Annotated in this window: 19 protein-coding genes and 1 pseudogene; all 20 read right to left on the bottom strand. The window is 34.7% G+C overall.

What is annotated here, in order from left to right:
- Positions 1 to 7: 7 nt before the first annotated feature.
- The gene (locus MKY92_RS07780) at positions 8 to 334 is read right to left on the bottom strand and encodes a hypothetical protein (RefSeq protein WP_339300022.1); all 327 of its coding nucleotides are present in this window, start codon (positions 332 to 334) and stop codon (positions 8 to 10) included.
- A gap of 37 nt (positions 335 to 371) precedes the next feature.
- Complete coding sequence (locus tag MKY92_RS07775; RefSeq protein ID WP_339300020.1) at positions 372 to 557, bottom strand: aspartyl-phosphate phosphatase Spo0E family protein; 186 nt, start codon at positions 555 to 557, stop codon at positions 372 to 374.
- A gap of 422 nt (positions 558 to 979) precedes the next feature.
- Positions 980 to 1,666, bottom strand: coding sequence for a hypothetical protein (locus tag MKY92_RS07770; RefSeq protein ID WP_339300018.1), 687 nt, complete (start codon positions 1,664 to 1,666; stop codon positions 980 to 982).
- A gap of 235 nt (positions 1,667 to 1,901) precedes the next feature.
- A complete protein-coding gene (locus MKY92_RS07765; RefSeq protein WP_339300016.1) occupies positions 1,902 to 3,113 on the bottom strand; it encodes a Shedu immune nuclease family protein in 1,212 nt (403 codons plus the stop codon).
- A 448-nt stretch (positions 3,114 to 3,561) separates the two neighbouring features.
- Positions 3,562 to 4,125: a hypothetical protein gene (locus MKY92_RS07760; RefSeq protein WP_339300014.1), complete on the bottom strand. Its 564-nt coding sequence runs from the start codon at positions 4,123 to 4,125 to the stop codon at positions 3,562 to 3,564.
- Between the two features lie 501 nt (positions 4,126 to 4,626).
- Complete coding sequence (locus tag MKY92_RS07755) at positions 4,627 to 5,718, bottom strand: hypothetical protein (RefSeq protein ID WP_339300012.1); 1,092 nt, start codon at positions 5,716 to 5,718, stop codon at positions 4,627 to 4,629.
- The gene (locus MKY92_RS07750; protein ID WP_339300010.1) at positions 5,708 to 7,162 is read right to left on the bottom strand and encodes a DUF5677 domain-containing protein; all 1,455 of its coding nucleotides are present in this window, start codon (positions 7,160 to 7,162) and stop codon (positions 5,708 to 5,710) included. Before MKY92_RS07750 ends, MKY92_RS07755 begins: the two co-directional genes overlap by 11 nt.
- A 266-nt stretch (positions 7,163 to 7,428) precedes the next feature.
- A complete protein-coding gene (locus MKY92_RS07745) occupies positions 7,429 to 8,232 on the bottom strand; it encodes a hypothetical protein (protein WP_339300009.1) in 804 nt (267 codons plus the stop codon).
- A gap of 209 nt (positions 8,233 to 8,441) precedes the next feature.
- On the bottom strand, positions 8,442 to 8,780 hold the full coding sequence (locus MKY92_RS07740) for a hypothetical protein (RefSeq protein WP_339300007.1): 339 nt from the start codon (positions 8,778 to 8,780) through the stop codon (positions 8,442 to 8,444).
- 306 nt (positions 8,781 to 9,086) lie between these two features.
- Positions 9,087 to 9,545, bottom strand: coding sequence for a hypothetical protein (locus MKY92_RS07735; RefSeq protein ID WP_339300005.1), 459 nt, complete (start codon positions 9,543 to 9,545; stop codon positions 9,087 to 9,089).
- A 153-nt stretch (positions 9,546 to 9,698) separates the two neighbouring features.
- A complete protein-coding gene (locus MKY92_RS07730; protein ID WP_312027052.1) occupies positions 9,699 to 9,842 on the bottom strand; it encodes a tyrosine-type recombinase/integrase in 144 nt (47 codons plus the stop codon).
- A 46-nt stretch (positions 9,843 to 9,888) separates the two neighbouring features.
- On the bottom strand, positions 9,889 to 10,323 hold the full coding sequence (locus MKY92_RS07725) for a tyrosine-type recombinase/integrase (RefSeq protein WP_339301734.1): 435 nt from the start codon (positions 10,321 to 10,323) through the stop codon (positions 9,889 to 9,891).
- Between the two features lie 27 nt (positions 10,324 to 10,350).
- Positions 10,351 to 10,428, bottom strand: a pseudogene (locus MKY92_RS07720) (hypothetical protein); the annotation flags it as partial.
- A gap of 1,632 nt (positions 10,429 to 12,060) precedes the next feature.
- Positions 12,061 to 12,540: a hypothetical protein gene (locus tag MKY92_RS07715; RefSeq protein ID WP_339300003.1), complete on the bottom strand. Its 480-nt coding sequence runs from the start codon at positions 12,538 to 12,540 to the stop codon at positions 12,061 to 12,063.
- A 72-nt stretch (positions 12,541 to 12,612) separates the two neighbouring features.
- On the bottom strand, positions 12,613 to 13,572 hold the full coding sequence (locus tag MKY92_RS07710) for a hypothetical protein (RefSeq protein ID WP_339300001.1): 960 nt from the start codon (positions 13,570 to 13,572) through the stop codon (positions 12,613 to 12,615).
- A gap of 412 nt (positions 13,573 to 13,984) precedes the next feature.
- Entirely contained in the window at positions 13,985 to 15,790 is a 1,806-nt protein-coding gene (locus tag MKY92_RS07705) for a serine hydrolase domain-containing protein (RefSeq protein WP_339299999.1), read from the bottom strand.
- Positions 15,791 to 15,902: 112 nt separating this feature from the next.
- A complete protein-coding gene (locus tag MKY92_RS07700; protein ID WP_339299998.1) occupies positions 15,903 to 16,277 on the bottom strand; it encodes a hypothetical protein in 375 nt (124 codons plus the stop codon).
- Between the two features lie 107 nt (positions 16,278 to 16,384).
- Positions 16,385 to 16,843 (bottom strand): hypothetical protein, encoded by a 459-nt coding sequence (locus tag MKY92_RS07695; RefSeq protein WP_339299997.1) that lies wholly within the window; start codon positions 16,841 to 16,843, stop codon positions 16,385 to 16,387.
- A 47-nt stretch (positions 16,844 to 16,890) separates the two neighbouring features.
- Entirely contained in the window at positions 16,891 to 17,346 is a 456-nt protein-coding gene (locus MKY92_RS07690) for a hypothetical protein (RefSeq protein ID WP_339299996.1), read from the bottom strand.
- A gap of 19 nt (positions 17,347 to 17,365) precedes the next feature.
- Positions 17,366 to 18,040 carry a hypothetical protein gene (locus MKY92_RS07685; RefSeq protein ID WP_339299995.1) on the bottom strand — a complete coding sequence of 225 codons (675 nt, stop codon included), beginning with the start codon at positions 18,038 to 18,040 and terminating at the stop codon, positions 17,366 to 17,368.
- Between the last annotated feature and the right edge of the window lie 215 nt (positions 18,041 to 18,255).

Genomic DNA, 18,255 nt, shown 5'->3' with positions numbered 1-18,255 from the left:
CCCTGTCTTATGGGTTCGCGTTAGAGGATTCATGAGCCTTTGTATTGGTCTCCTCCAGCATCGACTGACCCAGCAAGGAAACTGTAAGCTGAATGCCGTCCCTCAGTCCTTGCATGTACAACTGCTCATTCTCTGTGCCTTTTCTGACAATGTAGAGATTCTCCCACTCGGTATATCCAGGTGTCTGCTCGACATCCTCACCTTCAAACATAGCTTCGAACGCTTCGTCGGTTTCCCCACGTACTCGACTCAGTTCAGGATCATTTTCCATCCGGGCAGTCACCTCATCCAGCCTTGCTTGAATCGCTCGTTGCATCCACCGTGGAAAATCCATAACTTCTCCTCCCCTACGCATTATGTAATCTCACTCATCAGCGTACCACTCGGCTATGTCTCGCCTTTATTTCACTAACTTGTGCCACCAGTTCGTCTACCCTTCGGCTCTGTTCCTGAACCTCCGGATTGTCCCATAACGGAATCGCTTGCTTCAAGGATGCCTCTCCAAGCTGATTAAGCTTGCGCCGTTCCTCTTCCAATAAGTCAAGCAACCGGCTCATACATCCACCTCTCTGATGGGTCTAAACTGCGTCATGTCTTGGTAATGCTAGACGTGAGCAGTCATTTTTAATTCAAATACCTGCGCTCCGATTCTGTATACTAATATCTTCGTCTAATCCAAATTATAAGATAACAAATGATCATTTTAATGCGGGGATCGAATTAAAAATAAAAAAACACCGATTTAAGCCTTCGGTGTCAATAATAAGATCAGCTCTCAGCTTCCAATCTATTCGCGAAAATAAGAGCTGGTTAGAGAGAATTGGTTACGACATTGTATATGCTAGTTGAAAATCTAGACTATTCTTTCACGTTTGAACGGTCCTAGCAATTCACTGGTCTGCTGATGTATTTCTCCCCCTAAAATCAAACCTCCATAAAAGCCACTTCTATTCGAATAATATATCTATCTAAAAGTTAGTCACTTCTCAGAGTCTTCATCACTGCTTCTCAAATCAATACCTTCAATTAAGCTTACTAGTTCTTTTAATCTGTTTCTTCTCAAACTCACTACATCAGACATAACAAATCTAAGAAGTGAAATCACGTAAGTTATCATAAATATTACTATAATATTAACACCTAGTACTGTTATTGCTTCGGACATTAAACTTATATTTTTGAATTGAGTGATAGCATACTGGTTCCATATTGGTATAAAAAGACCAACAAATATGCCCGGAACAAAAAAAATTGTGAGTTTAGTATTTTCAATTTCCTTATTTAGGGCTTCAATTATTTTAGTACAGCTTTTCGATAAATTTAAACCTAGTTCATTCTTTAAATATTTTTTTAATTCATTTTCCTTATATAGATTAAATTCAGAACCACCCCACATTCTTTCATCTTGTTTCAGTCCATATTTAGTAAGAACGATTTTCTTAGCTTTAATGTTCACAATGTTTAATCCTATAATTGTTAGTATGAGGTAAATTACAAATCCATAAAACTTGTAGTCATTAGGAATAAATAAAAAGGCAATACTAACTAACCCTAACAAACTAATAAATCCAAACCAATATACCTTCATGTTATTAAAGACTAAATTATAATTACCTAGTTTGTTAATATAAAAATGAATTACCTGATGGATCAACTCAAACAGCACCTTTCTACTAAAAAATTTCAAAAGTATATTCCTTAATGATAATCCCAATATCACATCGACATAACTGGACCTTTAATAATCAATCTAACTTTGTCTTTCAACATCTTGTAGTCTCCCTCAGAAAATTTCAATGTATTTATTGATATCCAGAGATTTGTAATGAGTAAATATGCCTTCTATCTAAATATGGCTCATAAATTTTATTTACTTGAGAGTATGTTGCTTAAATTGCCCATTATCTCGGATTAGGTTCGGATAATTGATTTTGAAATTTACCGATAATGCCTTCTAACCGTCTAATTAGATCATCATATGTAACAATATCCATTACATTTTTATATTTTCTTTTGATAACTTCTAAATCTCGAAGTTGTTCGCTATTCAGTTCCTTTTCTCTTCCAAGAATAATGATAGCACTAGGACTTGTAATATTAATCTCGAAACCACTCGGAAGGAACTCCCTATATTTATTTGTTAAATCTTTTTCACCTTGTCTCCCCGACTTGTTCAAATGAAACAAATACTTTTCTACTTGCATAATCGTACCTGATAGTTCTCTAACTGGAACATAATTATCTCTATATGTATGTTGAGAAATCAGAGCATTAAAATTTGGTTTTTTTATTTCAACAACATCAACATTCCCACTTGAGTCAATTAGCATATAGTCTAATCTTCGTTGTTTTAAACTATATTCATCTCTGAATCTCACTTCTTTAAATACTCGGATATATTTAGGGTAAATCAATAACAAGACGTCTATAATTTCGTTTTGCCAATCTGATTCAGTGTAGCCATTTTCATTTTTCAGCATATATTTAAGACGTTCCATTACATATTGATACTTTCTTACTTCGTACTCAGCAAATGTCGCACTTAAGCTTGACTTAATACTCTTTTCCACTAACTTCTTAGACATGTAAGAATTATATTCTAATACAAACTCTCGTTTTGTATTTACATATTCCTTTAGTATCTGACTAATCCTAGCATTGGAATATTTCCGTACTTCAGTGGAATTGGGGAATATTTTCAATAGCTTATTGAACTCTTCTACTGGTAAATCCGATTTATCGGGTCCAATAGACAAATCTCCTTCTATGACATCAAAAATTCTTCTGAAAATAGAGATATTGTTAAATGTCTTAAACATATTAATTTGGAACTTTATATTTTTGTGGATTAGTAATTCCTTCTCTACTCTAATTGCAGTTTTATTGACTCTAAAATAATCACCTTCTCGCTTGGCAAAAGAAAATTGTACCTCCTCTATTATAGTAAATTCTTCTAAGTCGATGTCCTTAATTAAATCATTCTTTTCAAAGTAAAAGGTTTTGCCAATAGCTATCTTTTCATTATCATCAAATTTTTTTATTACCCAATGGAGCCCATCTCTTGGAATATATCGAACTATAATTTCATCACCGATCTCTTCAAATTTAATCATAGGACCTCCCTTTACGAGTAAGCTTACAAGATTGGTATGGTATCTAAGTTTTCATTCTTGTCATATATAGTATAAAAACAACCTTTAAAATAATTATATGCTTCATCAGAAGTTAGTTTTAAATGTTCATAGTCAATATCGTAATTATGTTGTTTATCTCCTATCAATTGTGCCTTCTCATATTTATCATCAAAAAGGTCCCCTACCGGACCGAGAACCAAATGCATCGATATGTTGTTATCTAAAAGATACTTCTTCTCGAACAACCTACGATTTGTTATGCTTTGTCATTAATGTGTCTATCGTTAAGTATTTGGAGTCAGTCACTATTCTCTTTTTAACTGTTTGTCCTAATAAGTCTTTAAAGATAAAGTTTTGTAGGTTTAAATTCACATCCCTAATACATGCGAAGAAATCTAAACTCTTATCATGGTAATCTTGAAGAGTTTTAATTAGATGTTCCTTTGGACTTTTCCACGATCTCTATTTCTTGATTCATGCAATAAAGAAATGTGAAATATTCTGTATGTGCTTTACTAGAAATTTGAATTAGTTCTTGAAATTCATCTTGTAGTGCATGTCTCTGTTCAACAAGAGGAAGTAATACAATTTCATATTGCTCCCAAGCATATGTAAACTTGAGAAAAGCTTCACTTGCATCATTCTTTAATAATTCAAATTTCTTTGTATTAAACGATTCTAAAAGAAATTCTTTATCTGATTCTAACAGCAGATTATCTTTGTTTAGCTGCTGTATTCGTGTATAGGTCAAAAATAAATATGTAGATAGTTTTGAATATTTTTGAATTACATCGTTTATTGGATCTTTCATGAAATTAAATGTATTTATATAAGTTGTTATTTGTTTATCTCTTTTAAGATTTTTCTGCCCGAGCCTATAAACATAGATCCAACCAGATACTGTAACAATCACAGGTATAGTGATTCCAATGAACCATTTGATATTATCTTCTGTGAAAATATGTTTCATAATTACCTGCCCTTCCAGCATCAAGTGTCTTTCAGATAACATTCCTGTATTCACGACTCAGCGTATACTGTCTGTCCGGCGAATACAGGACCGAGGGTGTATGCCCGCAGCGTGAATATTATGTTATACGAAGGCCCAGTTTTGTTGTATTAGATCAATTGATCTTCTTCTCACTGGTAATTAGTTCTTGTTTTGAAATATTGTTTATTATTGTTTTTTCTAATCTCCTCCTTTTTCAGGACATTAAATGTAATGGATTGAGTAAATAAATTATCTAAAATATCGTAGTATTCTAATATGACTTGCAAATTAAAATTGATTTTCAAGGATTTCTTATAACGAGCCCGTATCTACGAACCCGAGAGGCTTAAGGCAAGTTGCTGCCGGGTGGCATTGCCACTTTGCCTCATATGGTTGTATGTTTGAGTTAACTTCCTCGAGTTACCTTCTGGCAGACCAAGGGTCGAAAGTCCCGCAGCGTAGATATTCTGTTAGAAGTAGTTCGGGCGATCACTGAGCTACTTAATTATTATGATGTAACCTTGTAAAAAAGCTCTCTAAATTACGATTAATTATAGTATTCACTTCGCTAATGGATAGATTAGTAAAAGGATTATCTTGCTGTTTTAATTCTAAAAACATTTGATTTTCAAAATTATAACTTCTAATGGCTTCATAATAATCTCTAATATCAATTTCATATATTTTTTGTTTGTCAAACTTATGGTGTAATATATGGGAAATTACACATTTGAAAAGCATGTCCGATATTTCTTCATTATCAACGAAATGCCCTGAGATTTGTAATATATATTTAAAAGTTACTTTAAACCTAACATATGGAACTAGTCTATGTTCTGCACTTAATAGAATAGTATCGAATGCTTGAGCTAAATAACTATATACTACGAACCAAAAAACCTCAGCATCCGTAGCATCAGAAGATAGTGGTAAGAGTGTTGACTCCTTATAAACTGTAAATCTGGTTTCGAGATCCAACCCGCTATCTTCATCTTCTAAAAAAAATATGCTCGTATCTATATCTGGTAATAATCCATTCTTTATATCACTTATAGTTTTAAATTGATTTTTATACGACTCAATATCAAGGGAATCTTTAAACATACTGAAAAATGCTTGATCAGCAGCCTTATAAATCATTGAATTATCTTCGGTTAATAATCGGATGGGTAAAATATATATTATTCCCCCAGCTTGTTCAATTATCTTTATATTATCCCTAATTGTAGATGCTATTTGTTCCTTCATCTTATAATTAAAATCTCTATTAACATCAGTTTTTCTAAGCATCGTTATATACTTGTATATCGGATCATCCCAGAAATGGTACTTACCCAAAGATACGAATGGGAAATGCTCGTAATCATCCATATCCAAAATTGTTGCTGCTGTAAATACGTAAGCGCTGTAAGGTTGATATAAATAACGTAATATACACTGTACAATTTTTTTATTACGTCTCCAAAAGACCCCAATTTCATCTACAACAGCATCAGCATCATTGTCACTAATATTTTTTAGAGCATTGATTAATATAGTTCTATACTCAACTTGAATATTATTTAATTCGTCTAAAAGTAGATTATTGTTCATATTCTTTTACTCCTGCCGACAAATGCGAAGGGATTCCATATAATTCTTCTAAAACATTGAGTGTTTTATTCAAAACACTTACACAATCGTGCCAAACGTTTCTCAGTTTCTGGTTATTTTCTATATCTGGAACACAATGATACTGATGTGAAGGTGTATTACACTTAATTAATGAACTTTCACGAATCGCTCCCCATAGTCCATGTTCAAATGCAGAGTCATAGTCATAATAAAAATCAAATAGCTCCTTCTCATCCACGCTTATAGCCTTTCCTCTAATATTTTGTTTATCAAAGTAGGTAGTATCCATGTCTATAAATTCTTTATTTTTATATTCATTAACTAAAATATCCATATATTCATAAGAAACATGGCTATATGGAAACTCTTTTTCCGATTGTCTAAAACGTTCAACAATGAGTTTGTATTGACCAATTCCGTAATACTGATACTCTGTCCATATATCAGCATGTAATGATTCGTTTTTAAGTAAATATTTCATCATTATGTAATCCTCTATTACAGTACGAACAATACCCCTGCCTGAAATTGTATAGAAGAGTTCATGTTCAACCAACTCTATTAATCGTTTGTAAGAATACGTGGTTATTCCCAAGAGGACTAGCATTTTATTATCAAGTGGATTTGCTGATGTAAGCAAATCTGTATAATATTCAAGTATTATTTTCACTCTCCTCATGTATTCTTTTGTATCAGGTAGCTCACTGGACATATCTATGTAAAACAACTTACAATCACTCATTCTACTAACTGCCTCCCAAAAGAAATCTAAATATTTTCCATCAAAAGGATCAATTTCGTTCTGCAGCATTTCCATTGACCTTACCGTTGGACGTATCATTCTCATTCTTTCATCTTCATGTGATAATGTAGGATACTCAAGAAGCATTGTCATAGATTCACGTTGCATTTGTAACTTCCCTGACAGTACAACGAAATACACTATAATAAATCTAACGTCAGTAGAAAGATATGATTGATGATCGCTGGTTTCCTCCATCACAGAATTTATAGTTTCAACCCTTTCATCAACTGACATATTTGATTGGAACTTTGACGAAAAAACCGGAAAGTTAGAATAGGTAAAGATAGTAGTTAAAGGTGATAACACTTGAGCATCAATAACAGTTAATAAGAAATCAAAGAATTTGGTTTGCTTTTCCGTTTCGAAATTAAGAATCCTCGAAAATTTTGGAGTAATTAATGTGGGCTCTTGTTCCTTAAGTTTATTGAGAATGATATTGCATTTTACTAGTCCTTTTTCTCTACCATAAAAATTAATAATAAGAGCTATCCATAAATATTCTGGCAATCTTCCATGATACCATGAATTTTCTCTGCCGATTTCACTCATTAACTCATTCCAAGGCGTGATAAATTTCCCTTTTTTGAAAGTATGATCTGAAAGTTTGCTATGATTCATAAGTCCCTCCATTTACACACTAAGTATAAGCTATTTATTTGTGTTATCTGTTATTGCCCGAATTTCTTATAACGTTCCCGTATTCACGACGTCACACCGACTTAAGGCTCAATCAGGAGCCGGCCGCGATGCGGTTAGTCGGTGCGGATGTCTCCGCTGATTCCGCTTCCCTGCCGATCGCATCTCGCGGGCCAAGGGCCCGAAAGGCTCCGATGCGTGAAAATTTGTTATCAGAAGTTACTTTTAATCCATAATTATCCATCTAATTATTTTATAAACTCCTTAAAATCATCTAAATTTGAAAATACTTTTTGTTCCTCATTATATTCAAGAATAAACATATTTTCATAAATACTTGGTAATGGTTTCATTCCAGACTTTATAACAAGAACGCCTTTTACATCTCTATTTAGTAGCAAACTATTAAATTGGCTACTTTTGTAGGCATGCACATAGTTATGTAGTTGCCTAATGCCATTGTTAATAACGTCACGATTACTAGATGCCTTTAACTCAAAAATAATATCTTTATCAAAAGTTCTACCCAACAAATCAATTATTAGTGATCCTTTTATATTTGTAAGTGAAACTTCTGGTTTTAGATCCAAAAATAAGGATGTTTCTACAAGAGCATTATAAACATTCAACTCGAATTGAAGAATGATATTCTTATAATTTTTGGGTTTGCTCAAACTTGGACTGCCTGCCTTCAATTCTTTCTCTTCCCGTTTCAATTTCTCATCCTTTTCCTTCGGATTAGCATGTCCTACTCTAAAATCCCAGAATTTATCTCTTCCCCATGCTAAAGCTGCAAGATTTTCCAAGAACTCCAGCTTTGTAATTATTGTGGCGATAATAAAAATTGATACTGCACTCACCCAAGTATTATTTGCCATTAATGAAAGTATAAAAACCAAAAAAATGCCGGAAGTTTTGAAGAGTTTTTCTTCTTTCGACCCACTTAAAAATAGTGCAATTATTGATGTAATAACTCCTGCAATGAAAGAGATTGCGATAAGTACATTACTAAGGTATGAGCCATTCTCAATTAAGTAATTTATTACTTCCATAAACTAACCTCCAATTAATTCACAAGTAATTTCTGATAACGTTCCTGTATTCATGAACCCCAAAGGAGTTGTCTGCTGAAATCCCTCTTCGAAATCCACCTCGCAGACCAAGGCTCCAAAGGAGACGCTGCTTGAATATTATGTTAAGCTGTGCTTTTGTCTTCCTGAGTTGACTTCATTGATCCTTTACTTACATAAATCTAATTTTCTTAGTTCTTATTCTTGGTATGCCAATTTAAAATCTCTTTTTGCGTTCTATCAATCTTGCTGTTAAATCGTTCTCTGTACTCTTCTTTAATATCGTTTGGATCATATCCATACCATATCTGACAATTGATCAAAAGATCCCGAATCTCATCCATCGAATCTTGAAAAAGCAACATTAATATTTCCGTAGTTAAACGATCGTGTTCGTCATCAGGAGCACCGCCTTCAACTAGATCTACAGGATCAAATCTGTTAACGATGTCTCTTAGTTCTAAAAATGTCTTTGAATCTTTTGAAATCTTTATTTCACGATTTTCTTTAGCACCGTTTCCGAATTCCACATAATCCCTCCGAGATAAATCGTTGAGTCCACTTTAACGTTTAACAGGCTTAAATCCTGTAAAGTGTTGTTTGCTTTGTAGATTACACTTCTTGTTCGAATCCTCTTCGTCGATCTTGGTAATTCCTCGCCTTTGAATCGTTCTTAAATACGCTCTTCCAGAAGTTGCGCTTAACGTTCCAGTATTTATGAACCCAGAAGGGGGTGTCTGCTGATACTCCTCTTCGAAATTCATCTGGCAGACCAAAGCTCCGAAAGGAGCTGTAGCTTGAATATTATGTTATAGGATGTGGCTTACTTCATCGAGTTATCTAATGAAGAAATTCGCAATATATGGTCCAAAAATGATTCCTAATAGTGTAGTAATGATACCAGCAGCTAAACCTAAAAAGAAGTTAAACCATCTTTCCGTTTTCTTTCCTTTCCCTAATAGTGTGTCTACATGATTTATAAGGGGTGCAGCTTTGCTATGTTCAATTTCAGCTAATTTATTATATCTTTCGTATTCGTTTCTGAGATAATTCAATTTTTCAGTTCGTTCTTTCAAAGTATCTTCTAGTTCAAAAAGTAATTTAGATGTTTCATGCAATGATTCGTATGCTTTTCCAATCTTTTTTTCTATATCGACTCTTGATCCATATAAATCTCTCATTATGGATTCATACACTTCGTTTGTTATTGTTACTTGGAACCCCGGTAAATGTATCATTATCTTCATGAAACTCGTTAAAAAATCACCTAATAGTCTAGCAATTTTTTTTTTCATTCTTTAACTTCATCCTCTCAAAGCCATTTCCTATAACATCTAATTTATGTACTTCGTGAATACGTCCATTATCCGAACTACGTATATGATAACCCATATTGTTACATTTGCGAAGAAAAATTCGAGTAAAAAAAGGGAAGGGTAGCCTAGTACTCAATCTCCCAAATCCATCCGATCCAGCGGGCTTTGAATACGCTGGATATTTTTCGTACTAACATGCGTATATCGCTGAGTTGTACGTGCACTCGTATGACCAAGTAACTCCTGAATGTAGCGCAGGTCTGTCCCGTTTTCCAGAAAATGAGTGGCGAAGGAGTGTCTCAGCGCATGAATACTTACTTTTTCACAATACCTGCACGTCGTCTTGCTTCTTCAAACGCCTTCTGCACGCTCCGCTCAGTAAGATAGATTGCCCCGGAAACAGCCAACGATTGGGTCTATTTTCAGCTATGTACTTCTGCACGAAATCCCAAGCGAGATTTGAAAGAAGCGTCCTCCGATCCTTTTGCCCCTTCCCCTGTCTCACGAGGAGTGTTTTCCTTTCAACATCCAGATCACTGCAACGCAGACGCACACCTTCACTTACACGAAGCCCGGAAGAATAGGTCAGAAACAATATGGCCTTATGTTTAGGGTTGGTTACGGATTTGAGTAATTGAACAACTTCCTTTTCGGACAACACTTGTGGAAGCTCGGTCTGCTTCTTGGGACGAATATATTGGATATCTGTAGGATGAAGGAGCTCATGTTTACAATAAAAGCGGAGCGCGCTAATCATCTGATTCACGCTCGAATGGGAGATCCTTCGCTCAAGCAAACCTAAACAATACGGCTGAACATTTGATGTAGTCACATCCGTACTTTTAAGTGGAAAGCTGCTCAGAAAACGTTCGACCTGATTACAATACGCTTTAATCGTTTTGCGGCTGCATCCTCTTAACTTTTATGTCTTCTGCAACGGTTCTTTGATCGATTGGTTGTTTATTTACTACCATTTCATACGGAATAATTTACATACAGATAACGGAAAATACTGCTAGAATTAAATGGATGATACAGCTATTTTCATGCAACAGTATTGTTACTAGTACAAACATAAGGATGGTGTTTATTTGATTAACAAGAAGCTAATAATTAGCGTCATCACACTTTGTATTCTAATCATATTGGGTTTTCTCAGATGGGATAGTCTCGAATCCAGCGCAGACTTTCATTATAAGTATGATCGATGGGCAGGTCAGAAATGGGTAGAGTTCTATCCGCCGCTAGCTGCTTCATCCAACAGCATGGAGTTTCCACTTATATATAGGGATGAAATCCATCCGAATGATATAGATAAATATTTAGGAAAACAAGCTCTCTCTGGAGAGTTAGTGAATAAGTGGATTGAAAGAACAAAATTAACGGATGGATATATAGGTCTAATATTATTGAATATTCTAGTGGTCATTTACAGTTCCATTAAGATATTTATTTTGAGAGTTAAAAAATAGGATCATCTTGATCCCCCTTCAATATGCCAAGGCACAAGTTACCAAAGGGCATACTAACACAAAGACAGCAGTTCCACATAAGGAACTGCTGCCTTTACTCTTTATAATTTTCTCCACTTATAATATCAATGATGTATAGAAGTCATCCGCGAGCCATTGCAATGCTTTGAATATCTATATTCAGCGTTTAATCTTCTAAACATACAAATTCCATCCCACAATAAAAGCAGCCAAGATGAACGCTGAGATGCCAGACATGATGTACATCACCTTTTGCTTTTTGCTGTAACTGCTTTTCCGCAGTTTGTAGATAAGCAAGCCGAGAAACGTCACTGCTAGAACAACATATAGTAGGTTAAACATTAAATTGATCCGTAACGAAGAATAACCAGGATAATTTGGAAAGCTAATCTTCGTCTGTATGATGAAAAGATTAAAAAGGAGTACCACACCTGCAAAATTGATTGCAAGATGATATTTATTAAAAATTGGTCGTAAGATTTCCTCGTTTATTTAGTTTGTTAATAAGCATCCGGATTAAATAGCCAATCAAATCACATAAACTGAAAACGATAGCTAGCACAACAGAAATAACAGATATCTTAATTAAATTCACTTTTAAATTTAATACAGGCAAGAAATCAATATAAGGGGTAACAGAAATTTTCTCGGCAACATTATAAAAACTATTTACTCATCTTTTGTGTATGTGTGTATGGTAAGAAATAAGCAGGATCGTTGCAGGTATTCTGATCTTTAGGCGCTAATTGAAACGAGCCGCAGAACGTGGCCCAATGGTTCTACTAGCTGAGGAAATTTGATATAAAAGGAGAAGATGAGTATCACTTCATTTCTAAAATGATTTACTCAAGAATGATGATATTCAGGAATATTTATGGAAATAATGGAGATGGAGCAGTACGAACAACAGTCCCCTTAAAAGTCATTGCTGATTCAATTGGCGAAACGAGCGTACTACTCAACGATTGATAAAACTCAACGTCTCATCTCCTCTTTCCAATCTATTGCACTTGTTTATCAAGGCTCACATTAAATGATGCTGTTATAGGTTTTTGTCTATAATCATTTGGTATAACTGCAATCTCCACAGTTAGATTTATAGATTCAGGCAGATTGATCTGATTTATATTCTCACTACCAATTAAGTAAAAATGTTTTTCGTCTAGTTCTATCATACCTCCACCTGTTGGTTCAGAAGTTGTAATTAAATTTCCGTCATTATAAAGCTTACAAGAAATATTATACTCTTCCAAACTGAATCCTCTCACTTCATATCCGACCTTTATTTGTCCTTCGGTGTACTCAGCGTTTCGTAAATTAATCGTACCCCCATCAACCATTTTTGTTTGAATTTCAATATTGGCTTCGGGAATCTCTGGTTTTCTCAATAAATAACCCACTTTAAAATACCAAATAGCACCCAATACAACTGCAACAAGTATAATAATAGCAATAATATACTTCTTTTCTTTTTTATTCACAATTCTTACTCCTTACATCTTATATAATTAAAGATGAGACCATAAAATAATTTATGGCCTCATAATAACATATTAAAGATCGAATGAGAAATACGGTGTTGGTTTTTCTGTTTCATAAGTACTTTCAGAAGATATCCTTAAAGAAGGACCACCAGGAATTGTTATTGAAGGAGCTACATTAAGTGAACTGACTTTATGCTTATAATATCCATGAATCCCAACTGCTATATCATTAGTGTTCCCTTTTTGTGCTCCATAACTCATGTAGCCTCTAATATTATTTACTAAGTAATTAAGAGATGTAGTTGGGAGTTTAAATGTAACTGCTGTCCCACCCGAATCTACAACTATTGAGTCTCTAGCAATTGGGACTTCAGGGTATGATTTTCCGTTTATTATTGCATCATGCTTTGCAGTGAAAGTAACATTACTCTGCGTCCCAGACTGAACTAGTTGTGGACCATGAGCAAGTGCCATGATATCAATACCTCTTTGTGAAGGATTTTTTACCCATTCAAATCTTAAATTTAACTGATATTTATTTGTACCTACTTTATAAGTCTCCATAGTATATTTCATGTATCCATCACTTGTAGTATAGGATTGGTTTTTAGAGGTTGCTTGTGGTGTAACTGAATTTTCTGAATCTTCTTCAGCCTCATTAGATTCTGCAATCTCTCTGTAAAAATCCTCTTTGCTCATAGAGACAAGTTCTCCAGTTTCTGCAATTAGAGTTGGCAGATTTGTAGAGTCTGTAATCGACATTGAGTAATTATTTTCAGTATTACTTGATACAATTTGCTTCACATAATGAGTTGTAGTATCAACTAAAGTACCATTTGCATATTTTGCTACTTCTTCTGGCGTTAAAAGGTCATCAATTTCGCTTTGTGTCCACCCAGATTGAAGAAGAACAGAATTACCAACATCAACTGAAGCATTAATGTCTGACGCTGAAACAACACCGCTAGCTGAAAACAGTAATAAGCTACTTAAAGATAGTGCCAACAATTTACTTAATTTTTTTTTCATGGAATAACCTCCGTAAGATGTATAATATTTTCATGATATTTCCAAGTGTATTATAATATAGAAAAGTATGCAAAGTTAATAAACCGCCTAAATCTTTCTTGTATAGTGAAATAACAGGAAATACTTAATTAATACTACCTTTCCCTCAAGAATACTACCATTTTATACCACGCCTGTTTACTTACCGAAATATGGTATCTAAAAATCAAGAAGGAATCTCTTTCGGTAAGATCGATTTCACCACAAAATGCGATCAAAAAAGTCTATAACGTTTATAACCCCTGTTTAAATGCTTCTAAAAAATAAAATATGTTAGAAAACTGAAAGAGCAACCGACTAAAGTCATTGAAACAATGGACGACCGATGATGGCTCATAAATAGGTTTGAGTTTAAAGACGTACCTACAACACTCTAAACATACAAATTCCATCCCACAACAAAAGCAGCCAAGATGAACGCCGAGATGCCAGACATGATGTACATCACCTTTTGCTTTTTGCTGTAACTGCTCTTCCGCAATTTGTAGATAAGCAAGCCAAGAAACGCCACTGCTAGAACCACATATAGTAGGTTAAACATTAAATTGATGCGTATCGAAGAATAACCAGGATAATTTGGAAACCTCAACTTCGTTTGTAAGATGAAAAGATTAAGAAGGAGTGCCACACCTGCAAAGTTAATTGCAAGATGGTATTTATTAAAATTGGTGGTAGATTTTCTTCGTTTATTTAGTTTGTTAAGAAGCTGCCGGATTACATAGCCGATCAAAGCAATTATAGTGAAAATGGCGGCAAGCACAGCAGGAATAAAAGATATCTTTATCAAGTTTACCTTTACATTCGATATAGGCAAGTAATCAATGTAAGGAGTAAAGGAAATTTTCTCAACAACACCATTATGCTCGACAACGTTATAAGAACTACTCAACTCAGCTTTTGTGAATTTCTTTATATCAAGGGCTGTAAATAAATTAGTAAATCTAGATGCTGCCCGTCGTGCGGATTGAAAATATCCTCCCCCATCTGAAGTAACTCTATTAGAATTGACGTTGTCACCGAAAATTTCTTTAATAAGCCCATAATAATAAATTTCCTCAAAAGACTGGTTTGTCATGACTACCATCCCAAATTTAGATTCGGGATCAAAGACAACTTTGCTGGAGAATGCTTTCAAATTGCCCTCGTGCATCAGAGTAGGCACCCAGTATTCCATCTCAACGAACCCATGCGCAAATCGCGGAGTAGAAGTGCCTTCATAATATAGACTTGTTGACAACATTTCGTTCAACGTATCCCTGTTCTTAAATAATACATTGCTATCATCTACAGGCATCAACGCTGCAAGGAATTTGCCTAAATCTTCTGCTGTCCCAATCGCTGCCCCTGTAGGATAAAACGTAACGTATACTCTGTTCTCAGGGATCAGTTTCAAATCTTTTGTATACCCTTCAATCTCATTCCTTCTTTGTACTAGGTCTGGATGATCTTGCCCCGTTGGATGAATTGAGGTGTCGTTCATATGAAGCGGTTCGAAAATATGTTGATTAACATATTCATAAAAAGGTTGTCCACTTATCTCTTCCACGATGTAACCGGCTAGACCAACGCCATAGTTCGAATAACCCACTATGCTATTCGGTTTATAGATCTGTTTCGGCTCATTTTTACGCAGCGTTTCTCCTAATTCTAACGTTTCATCCTCAGAGTAATAAAACACCTCGGCCGCTGTTTGATCTTCCCAACCCGCATTGTGATGCATCAGGTTCAATAGGGTAATTGGATCATCGTATTTCAGCTTTTTGAAAAATCCCTCTGGCAGATATTCTTGGATATCCGTCTCCAAATCAAGCTTTCCCTGTTCGACAAGCTGCATCACACTCGTATAGACCAACAGTTTCGAGATGGAAGCCCATTCAAAAACAGTAGAGGTATCCGCCTTTCGCTGCTTCTCAATATCTGCGTAACCATATGCCTTATTCACAATGGTTTCACCATCTTTGATAGCCACAACCGAAACGGCAGCGGTGTACTTCTCATACGAGGCTACATAAGCATCAATCGTCTCCTCTAAATTGGATAAAGGAATCCTGGATGGTGTAGTCTCAACCTGTTTCTCATCAGCGTGGGCAGGTACTGCTATTGCCATAATGATAAATATGTATGAAAGAACAGAAACCATTACTTTGTTTACCGTGTGATGTCCACGATTCATCTGCATTAGCTTCTCTCCTTTTATATTAAATGTTAATTACATTCTCTTGTTTTCACGTATGCGTTTTCAAAAAAGTCCACATGACTCTAAATTATTCTCAAATGCAATTACACTCTTTTCAGGAGATAGGTCGGAGAATTTCACCTTTCCAATTCACGATGTTTATCTCTTTGTCTTTCAAGAGGCACCAATCAATGATTTCACCTATCAACTTTGGCGTGATGATCTCATCGCTCCATTTCGGTGTGAGTACTCTTCTGTATCCTATATATTCTGTTGTCCAGCCTTCGAATTCTTCTCCGATGATGACTATATATGGGGTCTTGTTCTTAATACTGTGTTGTCCAACTTCATAAGTAACGATTAACTTCTTATCCTCAGAAACGATATGTAATTTGATTATTCCTTCATCGTCAATATCCGGTTCAACATACCAATAAAATAATCGATTGGAGCGAACGATTTTACGTTTATATTTTTTTCTTACGCCCATAACTCACCTCACATCTTCCTTTTTCTCTGTATGCAGTACTTCAACAGTTTGCCCATCCACATGAACACTTTGTTATCCGATGTTGATGGGCCTTATGATCATTCATTTTATTGTTTTGTTATTCTTTCTTTATTGCCTGATATGACTTCATGAATTTCATCATATAATTGTAAATCTATAAATTCTTCATGAATCCATAGTCCTTCCTCAACATCGCCTCCCCCCATACCTCCACTAATCCCATCACCAGGAAAGAGTTTTTCGTAATATAGTCCTTGGCCTTCTCCCTCATTACAGTCCCATGCAATGGTATCTAAATCTTTTAATAGAGTATGTAATGTCCCCTCACTGCAATTGACTAGTTTCATAGGGCAAGACAAATAGATTTGTCCTCCATAATCACCTTCCATAATTACATATGCATCTGGAGTATCCAGAGCTTTTTTAAAACTGTCTATAAATTGATTGTTCAGTATTCCATTTGCTTCATTAAGAATATGTCGTACAGGGCTATGGCGCTCTGGAATTACACCCATCTGATTGTTCTCATCTTTTTTTCTTTCCATAAAGATACACCTCTTTGTTAGATATGTTTTTTTGGACTTTTTTCATATTAGTTATTTACTTCATTCATTCCTACGACTTGTTCCATTGCTATATTAAATTCTTTAACATTAATGTTTAACTTGATTATTCCTTCTTTATCAAGCCCTTTAGTATCTAATTTAAAAGTACCTGTCAGTGCTTCCGAAGTATCACCATCAATTTTCTCATTTATGTCCAATTTAATGTCTCTATCAATTAATCGCTCCTGAATATCCTTACTTATAATCGGTTCAACTGTTTTTAGGATTATTGATTTATTGGTTCTATTCCGTAGATTTAAATTGTATGTTACGACTGTAATACCTGCATCTTCTTCGCTCTCCCCCAGTCCAAATGAAATTGAATTTATTATCAACCCATCCTCAACAATTTTATCCGCCTTCACACTGTATGAAATGCAACCACTTAGGGCCACTATTATTAAAAGAAATAGTAAAATCATTGAACGCTTTTGATTCTTCAATTTGGAAACTCCTTTAGATTTATTTTCCTATTACAAAATCACATAGATTATGTTCAAAGTCATCTGAATTACAATATGGTGGAACAGTTGGGCTATTTCGAATCGAAAAATCAATAAAATACTGATCGTTTGGATACTCTTTAAAGCTCTTATAATATATAAATACTCTTACTTTATACTTAGCTGAAGGTAAGGCATTAATTACGTTATTTAAATCCTCTGATGTCAGTGTTTCATTTTTCTTTCTTAATTTAATCCAAATATCATGTCCATTATTACTCCAGTAACGAAGAGTTTCAGTCTTGCTTTCGTTATAATCAAATTCCAGTGGTGCTATTTTATCAACAAAACCTGTTTTTAAGTCATTCATATAACTTTCCACATAAGGCTTCGCGCGGTGTGTTTGATAAGTATCAATCACATTATAAGCCACATCCACAACTGGCAAAGTCAGAATAGCGGTAACAACTATGATTACAACACTTGGGCCAATATAGGAGTTGGAATTGTAAATGAGTCTGCCAAGCAGTAAAAAAACGATTATTCCTACTACCGCCAAAGTAGCAACCCCGAAAGCGGCAGGCTTGTTATCATTACTCATAAAACCACCGCCAATATTAAAAATAAAAAATATGAATGAATAATAACATCCAATGCCAACTCCTACAGCAGATAATAAGTAGATTGACTTCAAAAATATTCTCAGATTTCCCGCATCCCTGCTATAGATTAATTATTATTTCATCCTATTGAAGCAACATAAATCTCACTCTTCTAGTAGGTTTGAGAATACTCTCTTCAAAATAAAATTTTCTTTAATTTATTTAATCAAAGTATAGCTACTTTCACTGCAGATTATGTATACATACATTTATCAATTATCTCTCATCAGAAAGTTTCATATAACGT

The organism is Paenibacillus sp. FSL R5-0623, from assembly GCF_037974265.1.
Lineage (GTDB): Bacteria > Bacillota > Bacilli > Paenibacillales > Paenibacillaceae > Paenibacillus.
Note: the sequence above shows the minus strand (reverse complement) of the source record. Positions and strands in the feature narration are given on the sequence as shown.

Bases quoted from the DNA above. Each gene is read 5' to 3' on its own strand.
- MKY92_RS07780 (WP_339300022.1), bottom strand. From the start codon at position 334: ATGGATTTTCCACGGTGGATGCAACGAGCGATTCAAGCAAGGCTGGAT.
- MKY92_RS07775 (WP_339300020.1), bottom strand. From the start codon at position 557: ATGAGCCGGTTGCTTGACTTATTGGAAGAGGAACGGCGCAAGCTTAAT.
- MKY92_RS07765 (WP_339300016.1), bottom strand. From the start codon at position 3,113: ATGATTAAATTTGAAGAGATCGGTGATGAAATTATAGTTCGATATATT.
- MKY92_RS07760 (WP_339300014.1), bottom strand. From the start codon at position 4,125: ATGCTGGAAGGGCAGGTAATTATGAAACATATTTTCACAGAAGATAAT.
- MKY92_RS07755 (WP_339300012.1), bottom strand. From the start codon at position 5,718: ATGAACAATAATCTACTTTTAGACGAATTAAATAATATTCAAGTTGAG.
- MKY92_RS07750 (WP_339300010.1), bottom strand. From the start codon at position 7,162: ATGAATCATAGCAAACTTTCAGATCATACTTTCAAAAAAGGGAAATTT.
- MKY92_RS07745 (WP_339300009.1), bottom strand. From the start codon at position 8,232: ATGGAAGTAATAAATTACTTAATTGAGAATGGCTCATACCTTAGTAAT.
- MKY92_RS07735 (WP_339300005.1), bottom strand. From the start codon at position 9,545: ATGAAAAAAAAAATTGCTAGACTATTAGGTGATTTTTTAACGAGTTTC.
- MKY92_RS07725 (WP_339301734.1), bottom strand. From the start codon at position 10,323: ATGATTAGCGCGCTCCGCTTTTATTGTAAACATGAGCTCCTTCATCCT.
- MKY92_RS07710 (WP_339300001.1), bottom strand. From the start codon at position 13,572: ATGAAAAAAAAATTAAGTAAATTGTTGGCACTATCTTTAAGTAGCTTA.
- MKY92_RS07705 (WP_339299999.1), bottom strand. From the start codon at position 15,790: ATGCAGATGAATCGTGGACATCACACGGTAAACAAAGTAATGGTTTCT.
- MKY92_RS07700 (WP_339299998.1), bottom strand. From the start codon at position 16,277: ATGGGCGTAAGAAAAAAATATAAACGTAAAATCGTTCGCTCCAATCGA.
- MKY92_RS07695 (WP_339299997.1), bottom strand. From the start codon at position 16,843: ATGGAAAGAAAAAAAGATGAGAACAATCAGATGGGTGTAATTCCAGAG.